Below are 18994 nucleotides of genomic sequence, written 5' to 3' on the forward strand. Positions count from 1 at the left end.
ATGGCGTTACCACCCTACTTATTATGTAAAAGCTCTACATAATCTCTTAACATCTTTAACGGGAAAACCGCTGTAGCCTACTTTTATTTCGGTACAGTGACTCCAAGGCTGGTTCAGTTTACTTGCTTTAGGAATTTGCACCGACCATTCCCTCTCTAAAAAGCTTATAAACTTACTATTCCTTTTCTAAGTCGTTTATTAATTTAAAGTTATAATACGTGAACAAATTATATCTGTCAATGTGTATTATACCCATTTTTTTAAAATTTCTTACATTTCTTACTATATTGCCTCATTTTTTACTTCTTTTGTTCGTTTCTTTGGTAAAGGAACTTCAGATAGCAGCATGCCACCTACAATAAAAGTCCCACCAATAATTGTTTGGATTGATAATGTTTCATTTGCAAAAAGTACTGCTGTAAATGCGGCAAAAACAGGTTCGAAAATAAAAATTAGTGCTGCTTTCGTAGAAGAAATATGTTGTTGAGCAAACATTTGAACCCAAAACGCGATACTCGTACAGAATACTGCAGTGACAGCCACTGCAAAAATGAATGTCGGATTGACCCAAAGTTCTTTTGAAAATGAAACGGAAGTATCTTCAAAAATTAGAGAGAAAATCGTACTACTAATACCAACTGTAGCTAGTTGAATCGTTGTAAAGGTGAGCGGATCCATTTGCTTCGTATATTTTCCTGATAAAATAATATGGAATGCAAACGCAATCGACCCAATTAGTGTTAGTACATCTCCAAGATTAATAGAAAATGAATCACCTAAAGTTAAGAAACTTAGTCCTAGTAATGCAATTAAACATGCAATTACAGTAGACCAGTTTGACCGTTCTTTATAGACTAAGTATAAAAGAACAGGTACTAATACAACACATAGACCAGTAATAAAACCTGATTTTGATGAAGCTGTATACTTCAATCCAAATGTTTGAAGTAAATACCCTAAAAACAACATGAATCCAATACCACTCGTAATAACGATTTGTTTAACCGTTAATTTAGTCTTTTGTTTTCTTTTAACTAAAAATGGCAAAAGGACTAAAGTTGCGAGGATAAATCGAAATGCGTTAAATGCAAACGGTTCAACGTATGCAATCGCATTTTGGACTACTACAAATGTTGTGCCCCAAAGTAATGTTACGATAATTAATGATATGGTAGCTATTCTATCTATTCTCAGGTCTCTCATCCCCTCTCCAAATAGTTGGTACCATAAAATTGCAAGTAAAGAAAACTCGTTGATTGACGAGCTTAATTGGCGACTATGTTGAAATCACTTGGTTGCTGCCAATTTATTCCCACTTAACGTAAAAAAAGATGTGAAATCACCACATCAAAGTACTTTAAATTTTATTGGTTCCACATTTAATTATATCTTTATTTTATCATAGTGTGTAATGAATTTGTCTCATAACTGTAAAATTTCTCTATCTTATGATAGTTTTTATGGAAATTTTGTCCAAAACTTGATTTGTTTATGATTGACTCTATGAATCCTCATCCATATACTTAAATACAGAAAAATAGGAAAAGGTGATTGGATGGATTTTGAAATTACATATTTATCGTTTTATGTTGTTACTGTTGAAGGTAAAGGTGAACAATCCGATAAACGATATAAACATTTTCAAACATTAGACGAATCAATGTTTGAAGAAAGCGCATTGAAAGGCTTTTTAGAAGGTGAACTTGAACGAATTGTAAATCGAAAAGTTGAAAGACATCCAAAATCCGATTCTGTACCTACGAAATTAGGTCACTTTATCGTCGAAGAAGGCCACTCTTTAGACTCAAATCCAAATTATAATTTATTCCAGCGAATACGTGATGCAAAATCGATTGAAGAGTTTAAAGCAGAAAATGAGACTTTAGTCATTAATTACATTGATACAAGTGCAGTTCGCGGAGGAGCATTTTTAGTTATTCAAGCGAAACTAAGAAAATATTTTGATGATCCATTCTTATTTGTACTAAAATGTGATTTTGAACCAAAAGTTGCATCTATTGCAGATGAATCTACTCTCATTAAAACAGTTGAAATGGCGATTACAACGAAAAATATGAAATCGATACAATATCCTTATATGGAAGAATTAGGGATGATCTCAGAGAGTGAATTAAAAATCCATCAAGCATCTCACGCAAGATATTTTGAAGACTTTTTAAAATTTGTTTCCTATTCCGAATCAATGCCTGCAATTGTAAAATCTCAAGTAATGGAAATGGTTTACGACAAAATTGAAGACGTTTTTGAAGAGGAAAGTGTTGAAAGACAACAATTCGATGCAGCAATGGAAGTTTGGGCAGCAAGTCCTAAACGTGAAATTCAAGAGCATTTTACACCCAATGAAGTCATCGAAGCAGCGGCACAAATCGTGGAACATACACCAGAAATTGAATTATCATTTAAAGCTGATCACTTTTCTGTAAAAGGATTACTAGCTGATTTTGGTGATAACCTCCATATTGCCAAAGTAAACGGTCGATATGTCGTTATTTTAGAAGCTGATACATTGCAATTTGAGAAGGGATTTTCTCCGATTGAGTTTTTGAAGCCGGACGAATTGGATGATGTAATTGAGCGAATTGGTCAGAAAGTAAATATTCCAGGATATTGAACGATAGAATAACTCAATTAAAAAATAATGAATGTAATAAAAAATTAAAAGACAGTTGGCTAATACTAAGAATTTTAGATAATTACATAAATTGTTTGTGAATCCAACGAAATAAAAAAACTTACTCATTGAGTAGGTTTTTTTCGTATCAAGAGATTATTAGTTAAAACTCCACTTTCTTCTAAAAATCGTATAACTTCTTTAGGAGATTTTAAAATAACTACAACTTACTTTCTGATAGTTGTTAAAGTCTTCTTCATATTTATGATTTCTTGTGGCGTCTAGGTGAAATCTATCTATTTTTAGCCTGTTTCCTAAATTTCTAGAAAAGTAGATTTACCCGCTCCACCTAAACCAATTACTACGATTTTCTTCATGAATTTCCTCCATCATTAACTCATAATTTTATTAAATTAAACCTAGTCCACCAATTTATAAAATCTTATCATTCCTTCTATCGTCTTTAAATCTTTCCTCTTAGATTTTTCTAGTTTTTTATCTTAATATAATATATGTTAACTAAAATAAATATTTAGTTGACATATAATTTAAGTTTCATTAATATGATAATTGTTATGAGAAAATTGACATTAGGAGAATTAAAATGAAGATCAAAGAAATTACATTTGTAGCAATGTTTGCAGCAGTTATGGGTGTCCTTGGACAAGTTCCTCCGATTATGTTATCCTTTACACCAGTTCCTATTACATTACAAACACTTGGCGTTATTCTTACTGGTGGTGTTTTAGGTGCTAGATTAGGTGCACTAAGTCAAACCATCTTTTTATTATTAGTTGCAGTTGGAATGCCGCTTCTATCCGGTGGTCGTGGTGGTTTTAGTGTATTTACTGGACCAAGTGTTGGTTATTTAATTTCATGGCCAATTACGGCTTTTGTAATTGGGTATTTATTATCTCGATTTAAAACGTTAAAATTAAAACATGTCTTATTGATTAACTTGACTGTTGGAATTCTATTAATCTACTTAATCGGTATCCCAATTCAAGCGGTTATTATGGGAATTCCAGTTATGACAGCGGTTAAATTAAGTTTAGTTTATATTCCAGGAGATGTATTAAAAGCGATTCTTGCTTCAATTTTAGTATTCAAACTAAGACAGCAACCAGTTTTTTCAAGCTCATTGACAACAAACCATTCAAATCAATCAGCTAAAAATATGTAAATCTTTTGGGACACTCTTGTTGTGTCTCTTTTTTATAGGGGTGATTTTAAATGGCAAATATTACAGAATCTTATCAGAAAAACGCTATATTGTCGCCTGACAAAACTGCGATCCATACGAGTAATCAACAAATCAGTTATAAGGAATGGAATCAATTAATTAATCAAACGGCTAATTGGCTACACTCTCACCAATCAACTACAAAAACAATAGGTATCCTTTTACCAAATGGTATTTCGTTTTTGCAGATGTTTGCAGGAGCTTCTAAAGCGGGTTGGATCGCTGTTCCCTATGATATGAAATGGAATCTAGCGGATTTAGAAAAGCGAGTAAAGCTTTCGAATCCTTCTATTATTGTTACAACAAAAGAAATGTACAATAAGATCAATTCGATCATGCCAAATGTTAAGGTTTTAGATGATATCTTACTAGAAATTGCTCAATTTGATTCCTTATCTTCAATCGAAATAAATGAGAACCTACCTTTCTATGTGGGATTTACTTCAGGTACGACCGGTAGTCCGAAAGCATTTATTCGTTCACAAGATTCATGGGTTGCTAGTTTTGATTGCAATCGCTTTGACTTTGGATTAGATGAAGCAGATCAAACTCTTATTCCTGGAGCTTTAATCCATTCTCATTTTCTATATGGTGCGATTAGTACCTTATATTTAGGAGGAACTGTTATTCTTTTAGAAAAATTTTCTCCTTTAAATGTAATATCAAGAATCAATTCTTTTCCTATTACGACAATTTATGTTGTTCCGACAATGATTGAAGCATTAATAAAAGAAGGTATTCAAGTTGATCAAGCGATGAAAATCCTGTCGTCCGGTGCAAAGTGGACTGAAAAATCCAAAATTGAATTTCGTCAATTGTTTCCTGCTATGACGATCTACGAATTTTTTGGCGCAAGTGAATTAAGCTTCATTACCGTTTTATCTGATCGAGATGGTGTTCAAAAGGCAAAAAGCGTCGGAAAACCTTGTTATGGTGTGGAAATCCAAATCCGTCGACCAGATCAGGAGATAGCTAAACCGAATGAAACTGGAAAAATATATGTGAGAAGTAAGTATTTAATCGATAGGTACTTTGAAGAAAATGAAAGAACTATTCATTCAATTCAAGATGATGACGGTTGGGCTACTGTTCATGATATGGGATTTATTGATGAAGACGGGTTTTTAACAATTAATGGGCGGGAAAAAAATATGATTCTATACGGAGGTATTAATATATTTCCTGAAGAAATTGAAAAAGTTATTTCTCTTCATCCGAATGTTGAGGAAGTCGCAGTCGTTGGTCTTTCAAATCCGTATTGGGGTCAGATTGTTGCTGCAGTTATCAAAGGTAATAGTAATTCTTTTGAGTTAAAAAGATTTTGTAAGACATACTTATCAGCTTATAAAATACCTCGTAAATGGTTTTTTCAAAATGAAATGCCGTATACGACTAGCGGGAAAATCGCACGCGCAGAGCTAATTAAACAAATCGAAATGCAGGTGACTAAAAATTAAAAGAGCTGTCATTGTCAAAGCAAAGCGAACACCTATCGGAAAAAAAGGTGGAATTTTACGAGATTTTCAACCTCATGAGCTTGCTGCCCCATTGCTCAAGCATTTGGCAAATGGGTTAGAAGACGAAATTAAGGACACCATTTTAGGGAATGTTGTAGGACCCGGTGGAAATGTCGCTCGAGTTTCTGCATTAGAAGCGGAACTTCCTCTTACAGTTCCAGGAATCACAATTGATCGACAATGTAGCGCGGGATTAGAAGCGATTCGAATGGCTTGTTACTTAGTCCAAGGTGGTGCCGGAAATTGCTATCTTGCTGGAGGAGTTGAAAGTACTAGTACCTCCCCATTTCCTGCTAGAGCGAGATTTGCACCTGACAAAATTGGTGATCCAGATATGGGAATTGCAGCGGAAAATGTAGCTGAAAAATACAGTATCTCAAAAGAAGCTCAAGATCAATATGCATTATTAAGTTATACACGAAGCTGGGAATCTTATCATCATGGATACTTCAATGAGGAGATTATTCCAATTGGTGATTACGACAAAGATGAAATATTTTTCAAAAAAAGGAAAATGGAAGAACTTTTAATAAGAGCAAAACCTGTATTTAAAATGAACGGTACAGTCACTGCTGCAAATAGTTGTGGAATTCATGATGGAGCATCCGCTGTTCTAATCATGGAAGAAAATGAAGCGCTAAAAAACGGTTTAAAACCAGTTTTACGATTTGTTGATAGTCAAGTTTCTGGTGTTCATCCTAATTATCCAGGTGCAGCACCGATCCCTGCTATTCAAGAATTATTAATTAGAAACAAACTAAAAGTTGCAGATATTGAACTTTTTGAAATAAATGAGGCTTTTTCTTCAAAAGTATTAGCCTGTTCTAAGGAACTTTCCATCCCTACTTCCAAGTTAAATAGTTGTGGTGGAGCATTAACGATCGGCCATCCATATGGAGCATCTGGAAGTATCATGGTCACGAGACTTTTTTATGAAGTACAAAGAAGACATAACTTAGAATCAAATTATGTTGTGGCTGCAATTGGAAGTGGTGGTGGAATCGGATTAGCTGTCTTATTCGAAATCGTAAAACAAAATTAAAGAATCATAAAGTAGTAAGAAGTATAAAGAGAGGTAAAAATATGAAAGTAATCGGTTCAATCGACCTGCATACACGCTGTAAACATTACCATACAGCAAGAGATATCATTGCCATCAAATTCAAGTGCTGTGACACATACTATGGATGTTATTTTTGCCATGAGGAAAGTACAAACCATGAACCAATGGTCTGGGGCAAAGATGAATGGCAAACAAAAGCAATTCTTTGTGGTAACTGTCTTGAGGAGTTAACGATTCAAGAATATCAAGATTGTAACTACAAATGTCCTAAATGTGAAACTGACTTTAATCCAGGGTGTAAAAACCATTACCATTTGTATTTTGAGTGAATATGTAAGTGGAGCTGAATATACAGCTCCTAATTTTTTCTAATCTTTGTTTCTTTCCCTTAATATTGAAGCTTCAAATTCAGTTATCTCACCGCTTTTTACTTTTTCATCTATTATTTGTAAAATTGATTGTTTAAAATTTTGTTCCATTTTTAATCGTAGTTTTCTTCTTTCTCCCCATTCTTTTTTAGTACGGTATTTTAAAATAACATTTTGAACGAATTGATTAAATTTCTCTTGTGCTTCAGTTCGCAATTTGGCTGAAAATAGTATTATGCCTTTAGGATGTTCAGGAAGTTTCTTATACGAAGAATCGAAATATAGTTCTTCCTCAAACTTAGAATAATCTTCAAATAGGATATCCCATAGACCTTGATTATTTTTATAGGCTATCGCCTCAATTTCCTCTTCATGTTCTTCAATGAAAAAAGTAATATGCCAATGGCGACCAAATAGTTGCTGCTTTATATTATCGTAATATGGTTGAAACGAGGTTTCTACTTCAATTAACTCCATACCATTTGAAATTGACTTAATTTGAATTGGTATTGGCTTCGGTAGGGTTTCATTATCATCTAAGATTCCTGCTAAGCTAAATGCCAATTCTTTCTTTGCTTCTTTGATTGCTTCAGATTTTGTTCTGCCATTTGATAAGGATATTTCCCAACCATTTTTAGGAAAGAGAGTCGGAAAATAAACACCAAAATCTCCATCTACTTCTTGTTTAATTATTGCTGGATATACAAATTTTTCAAAATTAATCATTAGAACACACCTTTTTTCCAAAAAAATTGATAAAACAAATATCCCGTGCGAAAGAAAAAGGATGCCAGTCGGCCTCCTTTTTATATTGAATATTAATAAACTGTTATGATTGTGTTTGAAGAGCAACTCTTAAACCTAGTCCAATATAGACTAAACCAATCGCTTTTCCCATCCATTTTGGTCCTTTTGTTTTTTTACTAAAGATTTTTTTACCGATTACACTTGATAACAGCACTAGTAAAGTTGTGTACAAAATACTAAGTAATACAAATGTCAAACCAAGAGTTAAAAGTTGAATGAATACCGGATGCCCATTATGTTGAACAAATTGAGGTAAAAGGGCTAAGAAAAATAGGGCAGTTTTAGGGTTTAATACTTCTATAAGAATTGCTTGACGAAAGGAAAGTTTAGTATTTACTACTTTTGGTTGATTTGTTTTTTTACTAGACTTAGATTTTTTAATGATTGCAGTGATCCCCAAATAAAATAAATAGGCTGCTCCTAAATATTTAACGACTTCAAAAGCAAATGCAGAAGTCATTAAAATTGCAGAAAGTCCAAATACGGATGCACATGTGTGAATTAAGTCGCCGACAGCAATACCAACGCCTGTTAAGATGCCATTCCATTTCCCACCTTTCATTGTTTGGGATAATGTTAAAAGTACAGCCGGTCCTGGTATTAAAAATAGCGTTAATACAACTAAAATAAATGAAAGCATGATGATCATTTCCTCTCTCGTTATTTTATATTTAGACTATTATACAACATTATTTTGCAGTAATTGCCTAAACTGTTAGTTATTTCAATAAAAAATAAGCCGTTTTCCACATTTGGAAAAACGGCCTATGCTTTCAACAATTATAATATTTCAATATACCCATCAGTTCCGTGTACACGAATTCTTTGTCCGTCTTTTATCAATTTGGTAGCATTCTCTACTCCGACAACTGCTGGTAAACCATATTCTCTCGCGATAACCGCTCCATGTGTCATTAGTCCACCAACTTCAGTGACCAGTCCTTTTATTGCAACAAATAATGGTGTCCAGCTTGGGTCAGTAAATGAAGTAACTAATATGTCACCTTCTTCTAGATTTGCATCTTCCATATTTAAAATAACACGTGCTCTTCCTTCGATTACACCTGAAGAAACAGCTAAACCTATAATCGCTTCAGAGGGAAGATTTTCCCGTTTGTATTCACCCACAATGATTTCACCATCAGATGTTATAACTCGTGGAGGTGTTAGTTTAGTATATAATTTGTACTCGTCTTTTCGTTTGTTAATGATTTGGTAATCTAGTTTTTTTGTACGAACGACTTCGTGAAGTTCTTCAAATGTGAGATAGAATAGATCTTCTACTTCAGAAATGACATTCATTTTAACGAGTTGTTCAGCTTCTTTCAATAAAGCTAGCTTATACACAAAATAGCGACTAATCATTCCATACTTTGGATATTCACGATATCCAATGAAATTCCTGATTAGACTAATAACTTCTTTTACCTCTTCCGCTTTTTGTTTACCATCGGGTAATTCCAACAATCGTTCTACAAGTTCTTTTTCTTTTTGCAATGCTTTATCTAGCCCTTGTTCAAATTTCCGTCTACTTGCATGCGGCTCAAAGTTTTTGATGTTACTAAGAATCATTGGTAAGAGTGTAGATGGTTTTTCGCTCCAACGAGTTCTCGTAAGATCAATTTCACCAGTACATCGCATTCCATATTTTTTCAGATAATCAACAATTGCGTCTTTAGTTTCCTGTCCACCCTCAAATTTAATCAATTTATCCAAAAAGTTATCATCTTCTACATCTTGCAAATAATCGATTACTTCTGGATAAGGACGAATTACATCCGCGACATCCATGAGTTCTAGTCCCATTTCTGAAGTGATATTATTTGGTACAGATTGGGTAATGGTATCTCCTACATTCTTTTCATCTAACCACTCGTATATTTTTTCATTGATCCATTCTGTAGCATTCATTGCAGACATAAACACTGCCGAACTTCGTGGGTCAAATAATAACGCTCGTAATTTCTGAAGATCTTCTAAAATAAAATCCATTAAATCTGATCCTGATTTCATTTGTATGTTTTGTTTTAACTCTTCGATTGATGTTTGGCTTTTCTTAATCAATTCAGATACAATTGTTGGATCGTTTTCGATTAGTGCTTTAAAACTCGACGACGAATGTTCTTGAACATTTCTAGTTGAGGTTGGTGCTGTATTCTCAGGTAATGATTCTATAAAATCTTCTCCTGAAACAACCTTTAATAAAGCGTCTTTTAAGAGCGGATCGGATTTTCCTATGGCCTCAATAAACATTGTTCTTCTGTCAGGTGAAGCAAGATTTTGTGAGATATCAACAAATAATCTACCTCCAGCTTTACGCATAGGTGCCCTAGATGTTAACATCCAAAACGACAATCCCAATGGTTTTATTGGATCGGTCATCATTTGTTGATGGCCAACAGATAGATAGACGTGTTTTTCTTGATCATCTACTTCGGGAATCGGAAAAAGAGTTGTGATTGGACGACTTTGGACAATATAAAATGTATCTTCTACTAAACACCATTCGATATCTTGTGGAAAACCGAAATAAGCTTCTATTTGTCTACCTATTTGTGCTAGTTGTAAAATTTGTTGTTCAGTAAGTGTTTGTGTGAATTGTTTTTTGGGATCAAGTTGCTGTGACTCTGTTCCGCCTTCTTTTCGACCATAAATAGCCATTTTTTTTGTTGCGATTCTCTTATCGACGATTTCATGATCTTGTACCTTATAACAATCGGCGGATACGATACCAGAAACTAGAGCTTCTCCAAGTCCAAAACTCGCATCGATTGATAATACCTTACGATTAGAAGTAACAGGATCAGCAGTAAATAATATCCCTGAAGCTTGTGGGAAAACCATTTTTTGAATAACAACGGATAAATATACTTGACTGTGATCAAAATCATTTTGCATACGGTAGATAACCGCGCGATCCGTAAATAAAGAAGCCCAACATTTACTAATATGTTGCAAGATGTTTTCTTTACCAATAATATTTAAATAAGTGTCTTGTTGGCCAGCAAAAGAGGCGTGTGGCAAATCTTCAGCAGTTGCACTAGAACGCACAGCGTATGCAAGTTCCTCGCCGAATTTGGAGAGATAGTTAGAAACTTCATTTACAACATCTGAAGGGATTGCTACTTCCAAAATAATGTCTCGAATCTTTGTGCTAATCTTACTAATTTGCTCTCGATCTTTTACATTTAGCATTGTTAGTTGATCCAATAAAGCATGATAGGATTCGTTTTGTTTAATGGCTTTTTGAAAACCCACTGTTGTAATACAAAATCCTTCTGGTACTTTTATATCTTGAATTTTTGACAATTCACCTAAATTTAACCCTTTTCCGCCAACGAGTAAAAGTTGGTTTTTATCAATCTCCTGGAAATCGAGAACTAAAGAATTCATTCAACATCTCTCCTAACCGTTAATGTCTATTGATTTTATCAGTAGAAAATAGGAATATAAAGTCTATTTTGACCAATTTTTTTATGGTATAATTAAAGTAGGAAGAGTTCGTAAAAAATTAGTAATTAAATTTACTACAATACATAATGAAAAAAGCACAGAAATTAATCTGTGCTTTTTTTCTATTCAATTGATGCGATTGCTTTTCTACCAAATTGTTTATTGTATAACTCTTTATATAATCCATTTTGCATTAACAACTCTTCATTTTTGCCTTCTTCAACAATTTGACCATCTTTTAAAACAATGATGTGATCCGCGGCCATAATAGTTGAAAGTCGGTGAGCAATAACAATAGACGTTTTATTTTTTAATAATCCTTGTATCGCACTTTGAATATAAAATTCAGATAAAGTATCTAACGATGAAGTTGCTTCATCAAGAATAATGATTTCAGGATTTTTCAATAATACACGAGCGATTGAAATTCTTTGTTTTTCGCCTCCTGAAAGTTTGATTCCTCGATTTCCAACAACTGTCTCATAACCATTTGGTAAATCCATTATGAAATCATGAATATATGCTGCCTTACAAGCATTCGTAATTTCTTCGTCAGATGCATCAGGGCTTGCATATAATAAATTTTCTTTAATCGTTCCATTAAATAAATAGCTATCCTGTGTGACAAGTCCAATATGAGACCGTAATGATTCTAACGTGAATTCTCTAATATCACGACCGCCAATTTTGATTGTACCTGATGTGAAATCATACAAACGAGGAATTAAATTGGTAATGGTTGTTTTACCAGCGCCACTAGGTCCAACTAAAGCAGTCATTGTACCAGATGGAGCAATAAAGGAAATATTTTGCAATGCAGTTTTATTTTGCTGATAAGAAAATGATACATCGCTAAATTCAATATCTAAATGATTAACATTCATTTCAGTCGCATCATCACGATCTTTGATCGTTAGTTTCATATCAAAATATTCAAAAATACGTTCGAATAACGCGATCGAACTAGTAATATTTACATAAAGATTTGTTAATTGTCCAACTGGCCCATATAAACGACCAAGTAAAGCAACGAAGCTGATAATAGCTCCAATCGTAATCTGACCGTGAATAAATAAATATCCACCATATAAATAGATAAGCATTGGGCCGATGCTAGTAAAAGTTGATAAAATCATCATAAACCAGCGACCCGCCATAGATTCCTTTATTTTAAGATTAGTAGCCTGTACATTAATGTCATCAAAATTTTTAAATTCCCTTTGTTCCTTTGTAAAAAGCTTCATTAATAAATAACCACTAATATTTAATGTTTCTTGTATAATATGATTTTGCTCACTTGTTTTTTCCTGTGTCTGCTTTGCAATACTCCAACGAACATTCCCCATTTTACGAGTCGGTAGAATAAATAATGGTACAATGATTAATCCTAGTATTCCAAGCCTCCAGTTCACTATTAACAATGTGGTAGCGGTAGAAATAAGAATGAATAGATTATTAGCGAAACTCACAATCGTACTATCAAAAACAGCTTTAACACCAGAAATATCAGCCGTCATTCGGGTGATCACTTCACCTTGCTTTACGTTTGAATAAAATTGGTATGGCATTTGTTGTAAATGAAGATACATTTGGTTTCTCATATCGTAAATAATTTTTTGGGCAACATATGCATTTAAATAATTTTGCCACACACCCAATAACTCTGAAATAATCGTAGTACTAAGTGAGGCAAGTACGAGATAGATTAGGAGATTTAAATCTTTATTTGGTAAGGCTGTATCAACAATATGTTGAATGATGATAGGCGGTAAAATGCCTAGTACTGAAGTAACTAATAAAATAAACACGACAAGTGTTGTTTGCTTCCAATACGGAATAAAATATTTTGCAATTCTAAGTAGTATTGCCTTTGTTATATTTGGTTTTTGTGCGTTTTGATCAAATTTCATTCGCCCAAAACCATGGGGACCCATTGGAGGTCCACCACCCCATCCTGACATAATTAAACGTCCTCCTTATTTCGAACAATTTGTTTGTTCATTTAACAAATCAGTTAAAATTTTTTTTTGCATGTCTATAAGTATATTAAGCTCATCCTGTGAAAATTGTTCCAGTGAATTTGCTAAACTCTTATAAGCTTCTGATTCTTCACGATAGCGTTGACATAATCGTTCACCATCAGGTGTTAAAAATAATTGAGTTTCGCGACGGTCATAAGCTGACGTTTCTCTTTTTACATAATTTTTTTTCTCTAACTCATCAATACTAAGGCTAACTCTGCTTTTAGCAGTTCTTAAGCGTTCAGTTAGTTCTTTTTGTGTTAGGCCTTCGTTATTTCGAATTGAATTTAGGATAATTAATTGTTGGAATGTTAGACCAAGTTTAGTAGCGGTTAGTAAGCTTATTTTTTTAAGTTGGCGCGCAATTGAAACAAATGAATTTGTTAAATCAATTGCTTGTTGAAAATCTGACATCATATCACCCATTACATTAGTTTACTTTATAAACTGTTTACATTGTAAACTAATAATAAAACTTTATTGTTCATTTGTACAATTAAAAATTATTAATAAAAAATAAGATAGGATATTTTCTACTGTATTTCTTAAATTATTCAGTAATTTGATTTATCTTAAATAGTGAAGTGTATTCAAAGGTGATTTGTGAAATAATTGAAGGTAAAGATCTTCAGAATCAATGGAGGTAAATTAAGAATGGCAGATAACACACCAATTAATGATTCAGTAAAGATGCACTTTATGCTAAAATCTATACCCCCAAGGACAACCTTTCAACAGGACATGACAGATGTAGAACGGAATATCATGGGAAAACATATTGCTTATTGGACTGACAAACAAAACCAGGGTATTGCTCTAGTGTTCGGACCGGTTCGAAATCCTTCATCACCTCATGGGATTGCAATAATTGAAGTTGAAAATGAAGCTCAAGTCCCGAAACTTATCGAAGAAGATCCAGCCGTGATTGCTGGGATCATGACAACGGAATTTTATCCGATGCTCGCAGTACTACCTAAACAAAACTCGTGACTATTTTTTGAAAAAAGAGAATTATTAAAAAAAGCTAACGGATCAGAAGTAAACTGTCCATTTGCTTTTTTTTAAATCATTTATTGTTTTTTAAACTATGCAATTTTAGTCACTCAATTTCAAGTAAGTATACTTAAAAAAGGCCTGCTTCTTTTGTTGCTTTAAAACTAATTCTAGTAAAGTCAACCGGATCCATATCAACATTTTCCCAATGCTTATACATTAATCGTGGTTTATCAAACAGCCAATGGTTATGAACTGCAGTCACGATAATTCCTCTTTTTCGTAAAGCTGTCATTAATGGGTTAATTTCTTTCTGACAGATAACAGATTCGCCAAAGTTTAAACCATTATCTTCAAAAGATAACATGAATTGAAGTGCTAAAGGAGAACGAGTCCTACGCCCTAAAATAGTTGCATTAATATCGCGAAGACGCATAATAACATATACAGGTGTTGCTTGAACAACTTCTCCTCCAATCATATCCGCAAGTCTTTGACAAGTTGACATATTAATCAATCTCTTCATATTTTTTATTTTTTACAAAGTATCTTATGAAGAAAATGATGGGCTCGTGTCTATCTTTATCCTTAATTAATTATCGTAAATAGCTTCTATAATCCAATGATTTCTAAAAAAAGTGCAATAAAATCCTTTAATTTCCAATTAAGTAAGTGAAAAGTCCTGTTTTTTTACAAGACAATTTGATTATCTAACATTAAATTGTTATTATATAAACATTAAATGTGTTCAAGCACATAAGGAGGAAACAAGAATGGAACATGGTAAAGTAAAATGGTTTAATGCAGAAAAAGGTTTTGGATTCATCGAGCGTGAAAATGGTGATGATGTATTTGTTCACTTCTCAGCAATTCAATCTGAAGGATTCAAATCATTAGATGAAGGTCAAGCTGTTACATTTGATGTAGAACAAGGACAACGCGGACCACAAGCAACTAACGTTAAAAAAGCATAATTAAAAAAGTCGGATTCTATTTGTAGAATCTGACTTTTTTTTTCTGTTAAAAATATAAACCCCCTATTCATTGAATAGAGGGAATTTTAACGTTGAGCTCGGGTAAAGAAATGGTTTAAAGTATTATAGCTTATAAAAAATGAATACACAACATTCGTTTTATACCTTCATTAAGTTAATTTTATTCACAATACTATGTGTATTTGTATATTGAAAGTGTATGAGAACTATTAATGTTATACTCTGAAGATAAATTTGTAACTTAATTGAATTTACAGGATAACACCACTTCTGTGTCGAATTATATAATTTAGAAGGGAGCTGTGAAAATGAGTAAGGAAAATCTATTAAAGAACCTTCGACTTGCAACAAGAGGAAATTTCTTTATAATCGACATTAAAAATTCCTTGGAAAATGATACAAATTTGATTGAAAAACTAGCTAAGGATCTAGAACTAGATGGATTAATCAAACTAAAAGAGTGCACACAGTTAGAAGATTCACTCTTTTTAAGCGGAATACTTAAATATGCATCCAAATAAATTGGATGTTTTTTTATCGTTGAACAAGTTAAATATGAAATGGATACTCGATTTCAGTTATTCAATATATAATGGATTAATTTTTAAATTAGCAACATTATATTCTAAATGGAATTTAAAAGTAGGAACATTAGCATAAATTGAACGGGGCTAATGTCTTATATAAGGGGTTTCGTTTCATACACGATTTAAAAATTTGAAATTCTGTAATCTTCCTTTGTAAGTTGAGTTAAAGAATTTTTACCCGTATAATAGTTCTTTGGCTTTACTTTCTGATATCCCTTTAACTAATTCAAGTTCGCTTATAAAAATTTTACTTGCGTTACCTAACATTTGTTTTTCACTTGAATTAAGAGATTTTTCTTTATCTATACGCATTAAATCACGTACTACTTCTGCGCCTTCTTCAATATTACCTGTTTTCATTTTCTCAGTATTTAGCTTAAATCTTTGTTTGTATGATAGAGAACAATCAGATTCTCCATTATGAAAATTTATTAATATATTGTCGAGTGTATTTGAATCAACGACCATTCGAATTCTTGAATTACTCATTTTTGAAATTGGAATCATTACTTCCATCTTTTTAATTAGTAATTTTATAATAAAATACTGCTGTATTTCACCTTGTACTTCTTTTTCTTGAATAGATTCGATTACACCTGCACCTTGCATTGGATAAAAGATGTTATCACCAACTTCAAACATTATCTACACCCCCATTTAATTATGAACCTATATAAGCATAACATTTATTATTTTTTTGTCAAAATAAATATTCTACCAGTAATAAATAAGACATGTCAATAAGTAAATGATTTTTTTTAGTTAGTGTTTTTATTTTTAAAATTAATGACTAAGAATTAAGTGAAAATTGTTTATAAAAAATATGTAAATTCACCAATATTTTGGTGAATTTGATTATCTTTACATTTAATGTTAAGATATAATTATTACAACGTGTGTAAAGCGCACTAGGAGGAAACAAAAATGGAACAAGGTAAAGTAAAATGGTTTAATGCAGAAAAAGGTTTTGGATTCATCGAGCGTGAAAATGGTGATGATGTGTTCGTTCACTTCTCAGCAATTCAAACTGACGGATTTAAATCATTAGATGAAGGTCAAGCAGTTACATTTGATGTAGAAAAAGGACAACGCGGACCACAAGCAACTAACGTTAAAAAAGCATAATTTAAACATTAAAAAGTCGGATTCTAATAATAGAATCTGACTTTTTTTATCTAATAAAAAATAAAAACCCCCTATCCATTTAAGAATAGGGGGAAATTCAAACGTGGAGCTCAGGTAAAGAAATGGTTTAAAGTAGTATAGCCTATAAAAAATGGATATACAAATTTCTACTAAAAGAAAAACATTAGTAAACTATTAAGATTATTCATTTTTTAAATCATTATCTAATGTCTTCCTGTATTCTAACATGATATTAAGAGTAACAAGCATTTGATCATATTCATTTCTCATCCGTTCGATTTCAGTTAATTTTTGAGAAATCCATTCAATTACCTGTTGATTAGAACGGGTATTTTTGTCTTTGTCCTCTAATATATCCTTTAATTCAATTAAAGAACATCCTATAACCTGAAATTTTTTGATGAGTTTCAGGCGTTCAACCGCTTCGTCTGAATAGTTACGATAGTTATTTTCCTCTCTTTGAACATGACGACTATGACGACTGTCCAACAAGCCTTCTTTTTCATAAAACCGAATAGTGTGGACTGATAAACCCAACTTTTTCGCTAACTCAGGAAAAAGCATTCGAGCACTTTGGTTTTCTAGGTACAATCGCTTCGCAAGACATCCCAAGGTCAAGCGTACAAACTCAAGAACTATTAGGATGGCATCCAACACACTCAAGTTTAATTTCGGATCTTGATATGGGTCACTATTTCAAAAATTGATCGGTTGAAATTTTGTGTTCTTAGAGATTAAGTTGAAAAAAATATCTCTTAACCATTTTGGTTAATGGTTTGGGGGATTTTCAACCTTTTTAATAGAATTTCCCTACACTAACTAACTTACCAAATAAAGAAATAGAGGATAATCGTTTAATAATTATCCTCTATTCGTTGTTATACTAATTATGTTGAAATTCCAGGATCAATACTTTTCAAACTACAATTTTACGGAATTAGATATTTTCGACTCCATTTCCAAATTATTTTGTTTTCCTATAGGTTTCGCAGCTTTTGAGAGCAGTCCAGAGATCGTTACAGCAATAAGGACGAAAATTAGAGCACGAAGTAACCCTATATGTTCACCGATAATTCCTAAAAATGGTGGTCCTACTAGGAATGCTAGGTAACCAGCGGTCGATACTGCACTTACTCTTGCAGCTACTCTGTTTGGATCGTCTCCTGCAGCAGACAGTCCAACTGGAAAACCAAATGCTGCCCCTAGTCCCCAAAATACAATACCAATAGTTGCTACCTCAAAGCTTTGGCTCAATATAACAATTATCAGTCCTATAAAAGCCAAAAGTGCTGAGGCACGCAAAACGATCACTCTACCGAAACGGTCTAATATTTTATCTCCTATTGCACGTCCAATCGTCATTGAACCGACAAATATCCCATATGCAACCGAACCCATTGCTGGCGTAACATTATAGCCATCAACCATAATAAGTGGTAGCCAGTCATTTGCTGATCCTTCAACGAAAGCCATTCCAAGAACAATGATTCCGATCATGATTGTACGTTGCTCTTTCCATACAGCCATATATTCCTTCGTTCTATTTACTTTAACAGCGTCACTAGCAACTTCTTTACCTGTGTCAGCAGTTATGAAACGGTATAAAGATAAAACAGTCAGAACGATAACCAAGGCTGTAAGTGACAAGTGAATCGTTACAGAGATACCCGACTTAGTCATTGTCGAACCAACCAATGCTCCAAGAAGCGTACCCAAGCTAAATGCTGCATGAAAACCGGTTAAGAGCGACTTTTGTGCAGCTCTCTCAACAGCGGTTCCCTCTACATTTATTGCTACATCGCATATTCCTTGCCCGAAACCAAAAACGATAAGCCCTAAAAATACCATCATACTATTTGTCAGCCATGAACCACTGATTCCAACAATTAAGAGTCCAATAGAAACTACAGCTAGCCCAAAAACCATGACAAAACGTCCGCCCCTTTGAGCAATAAGGATACTGGCACTTATCAGTCCAATTATCGATCCTACGGAAAGCCCAAATATGATTATACCCATCTCTGCTGTTGTAGATCCTAGTGAATCCCTAATTGCAGGCGTACGAGATACCCATGATGCGAATGCAAATCCAGTCAGTGCAAAAATGAAATATATGGCGACCCGCCATAATTGAATTTGGCGGGTATTTAATGAAGTATCCATACTTAA

19 protein-coding genes and 1 other annotated feature (1 of these 20 running past the window's edge) are annotated in these 18994 nt (G+C 33.2%); of the genes, 9 read left to right on the forward strand and 10 right to left on the reverse strand.

What is annotated here, in order from left to right; translation table 11 throughout:
* Nucleotides 1-198, reverse strand: a binding site (T-box leader) (it extends 14 nt beyond the left edge of the window).
* Between the two features lie 84 nt (nt 199-282).
* Nucleotides 283-1203, reverse strand: a complete 921-nt coding sequence (locus ACFVR2_RS07640; protein WP_387360365.1) for a DMT family transporter — start codon at nt 1201-1203, stop codon at nt 283-285.
* 352 nt (nt 1204-1555) lie between these two features.
* Here ACFVR2_RS07640 and ACFVR2_RS07645 point away from each other — a divergent pair, with 352 nt between their 5' ends.
* The 5 genes from ACFVR2_RS07645 (at nt 1556) to ACFVR2_RS07665 (ending at nt 6784) form a co-directional block, all read left to right on the forward strand.
* Nucleotides 1556-2632 (forward strand): DUF3900 domain-containing protein, encoded by a 1077-nt coding sequence (locus ACFVR2_RS07645; protein WP_387360367.1) that lies wholly within the window; start codon nt 1556-1558, stop codon nt 2630-2632.
* 604 nt (nt 2633-3236) lie between these two features.
* Nucleotides 3237-3815: a biotin transporter BioY gene (locus ACFVR2_RS07650; protein ID WP_387360369.1), complete on the forward strand. Its 579-nt coding sequence runs from the start codon at nt 3237-3239 to the stop codon at nt 3813-3815.
* 50 nt (nt 3816-3865) lie between these two features.
* The gene (locus ACFVR2_RS07655) at nt 3866-5332 is read left to right on the forward strand and encodes an AMP-binding protein (RefSeq protein WP_387360371.1); all 1467 of its coding nucleotides are present in this window, start codon (nt 3866-3868) and stop codon (nt 5330-5332) included.
* A complete protein-coding gene (locus ACFVR2_RS07660; protein WP_387360486.1) occupies nt 5328-6434 on the forward strand; it encodes an acetyl-CoA C-acyltransferase in 1107 nt (368 codons plus the stop codon). Before ACFVR2_RS07655 ends, ACFVR2_RS07660 begins: the two co-directional genes overlap by 5 nt.
* A 41-nt stretch (nt 6435-6475) precedes the next feature.
* The gene (locus tag ACFVR2_RS07665) at nt 6476-6784 is read left to right on the forward strand and encodes a CHY zinc finger protein (protein WP_387360373.1); all 309 of its coding nucleotides are present in this window, start codon (nt 6476-6478) and stop codon (nt 6782-6784) included.
* Between the two features lie 39 nt (nt 6785-6823).
* Here the strand turns inward: ACFVR2_RS07665 and ACFVR2_RS07670 are convergent, their stop codons facing one another.
* The 5 genes from ACFVR2_RS07670 to ACFVR2_RS07690 all read right to left on the reverse strand — a co-directional run bounded on the left by ACFVR2_RS07670 (nt 6824) and on the right by ACFVR2_RS07690 (nt 13518).
* On the reverse strand, nt 6824-7549 hold the full coding sequence (locus ACFVR2_RS07670) for a type II toxin-antitoxin system HicB family antitoxin (protein ID WP_387360375.1): 726 nt from the start codon (nt 7547-7549) through the stop codon (nt 6824-6826).
* Nucleotides 7550-7652: 103 nt separating this feature from the next.
* On the reverse strand, nt 7653-8270 hold the full coding sequence (locus ACFVR2_RS07675; RefSeq protein ID WP_387360488.1) for a LysE family translocator: 618 nt from the start codon (nt 8268-8270) through the stop codon (nt 7653-7655).
* 140 nt (nt 8271-8410) lie between these two features.
* A complete protein-coding gene (gene ppsA / locus ACFVR2_RS07680) occupies nt 8411-11023 on the reverse strand; it encodes a phosphoenolpyruvate synthase (RefSeq protein WP_387360377.1) in 2613 nt (870 codons plus the stop codon).
* Between the two features lie 182 nt (nt 11024-11205).
* Nucleotides 11206-13044, reverse strand: a complete 1839-nt coding sequence (locus ACFVR2_RS07685; protein ID WP_387360379.1) for an ABC transporter ATP-binding protein — start codon at nt 13042-13044, stop codon at nt 11206-11208.
* A gap of 15 nt (nt 13045-13059) precedes the next feature.
* Nucleotides 13060-13518, reverse strand: a complete 459-nt coding sequence (locus ACFVR2_RS07690; protein WP_387360381.1) for a MarR family winged helix-turn-helix transcriptional regulator — start codon at nt 13516-13518, stop codon at nt 13060-13062.
* Nucleotides 13519-13716: 198 nt separating this feature from the next.
* Between ACFVR2_RS07690 and ACFVR2_RS07695 the strand changes: the two genes are divergently transcribed.
* Complete coding sequence (locus tag ACFVR2_RS07695; RefSeq protein ID WP_387360383.1) at nt 13717-14094, forward strand: YciI family protein; 378 nt, start codon at nt 13717-13719, stop codon at nt 14092-14094.
* Between the two features lie 133 nt (nt 14095-14227).
* Here the strand turns inward: ACFVR2_RS07695 and ACFVR2_RS07700 are convergent, their stop codons facing one another.
* Nucleotides 14228-14605: a DUF1259 domain-containing protein gene (locus tag ACFVR2_RS07700; RefSeq protein ID WP_387360385.1), complete on the reverse strand. Its 378-nt coding sequence runs from the start codon at nt 14603-14605 to the stop codon at nt 14228-14230.
* A 265-nt stretch (nt 14606-14870) separates the two neighbouring features.
* Between ACFVR2_RS07700 and ACFVR2_RS07705 the strand changes: the two genes are divergently transcribed.
* Together ACFVR2_RS07705 and ACFVR2_RS07710 are read left to right on the forward strand one after the other, a co-directional pair.
* On the forward strand, nt 14871-15071 hold the full coding sequence (locus ACFVR2_RS07705; RefSeq protein ID WP_025568372.1) for a cold-shock protein: 201 nt from the start codon (nt 14871-14873) through the stop codon (nt 15069-15071).
* Between the two features lie 329 nt (nt 15072-15400).
* Nucleotides 15401-15613 carry a hypothetical protein gene (locus ACFVR2_RS07710; protein ID WP_387360387.1) on the forward strand — a complete coding sequence of 71 codons (213 nt, stop codon included), beginning with the start codon at nt 15401-15403 and terminating at the stop codon, nt 15611-15613.
* Nucleotides 15614-15853: 240 nt separating this feature from the next.
* Here ACFVR2_RS07710 and ACFVR2_RS07715 read toward each other — a convergent pair whose 3' ends face one another.
* Nucleotides 15854-16321, reverse strand: a complete 468-nt coding sequence (locus ACFVR2_RS07715; RefSeq protein ID WP_387360389.1) for a CarD family transcriptional regulator — start codon at nt 16319-16321, stop codon at nt 15854-15856.
* A gap of 282 nt (nt 16322-16603) precedes the next feature.
* Here ACFVR2_RS07715 and ACFVR2_RS07720 point away from each other — a divergent pair, with 282 nt between their 5' ends.
* Nucleotides 16604-16804, forward strand: a complete 201-nt coding sequence (locus ACFVR2_RS07720; protein WP_098427505.1) for a cold-shock protein — start codon at nt 16604-16606, stop codon at nt 16802-16804.
* Between the two features lie 201 nt (nt 16805-17005).
* Here ACFVR2_RS07720 and ACFVR2_RS07725 read toward each other — a convergent pair whose 3' ends face one another.
* Together ACFVR2_RS07725 and ACFVR2_RS07730 are read right to left on the reverse strand one after the other, a co-directional pair.
* Nucleotides 17006-17416, reverse strand: a complete 411-nt coding sequence (locus ACFVR2_RS07725) for a MerR family transcriptional regulator (RefSeq protein ID WP_387360391.1) — start codon at nt 17414-17416, stop codon at nt 17006-17008.
* 330 nt (nt 17417-17746) lie between these two features.
* Nucleotides 17747-18988 carry an MFS transporter gene (locus tag ACFVR2_RS07730; RefSeq protein WP_387360393.1) on the reverse strand — a complete coding sequence of 414 codons (1242 nt, stop codon included), beginning with the start codon at nt 18986-18988 and terminating at the stop codon, nt 17747-17749.
* Nucleotides 18989-18994 lie beyond the last annotated feature (6 nt).

This window comes from Gottfriedia sp. NPDC057991 (assembly GCF_042886615.1).
Taxonomy (GTDB): Bacteria; Bacillota; Bacilli; order Bacillales; family Bacillaceae_G; genus Gottfriedia.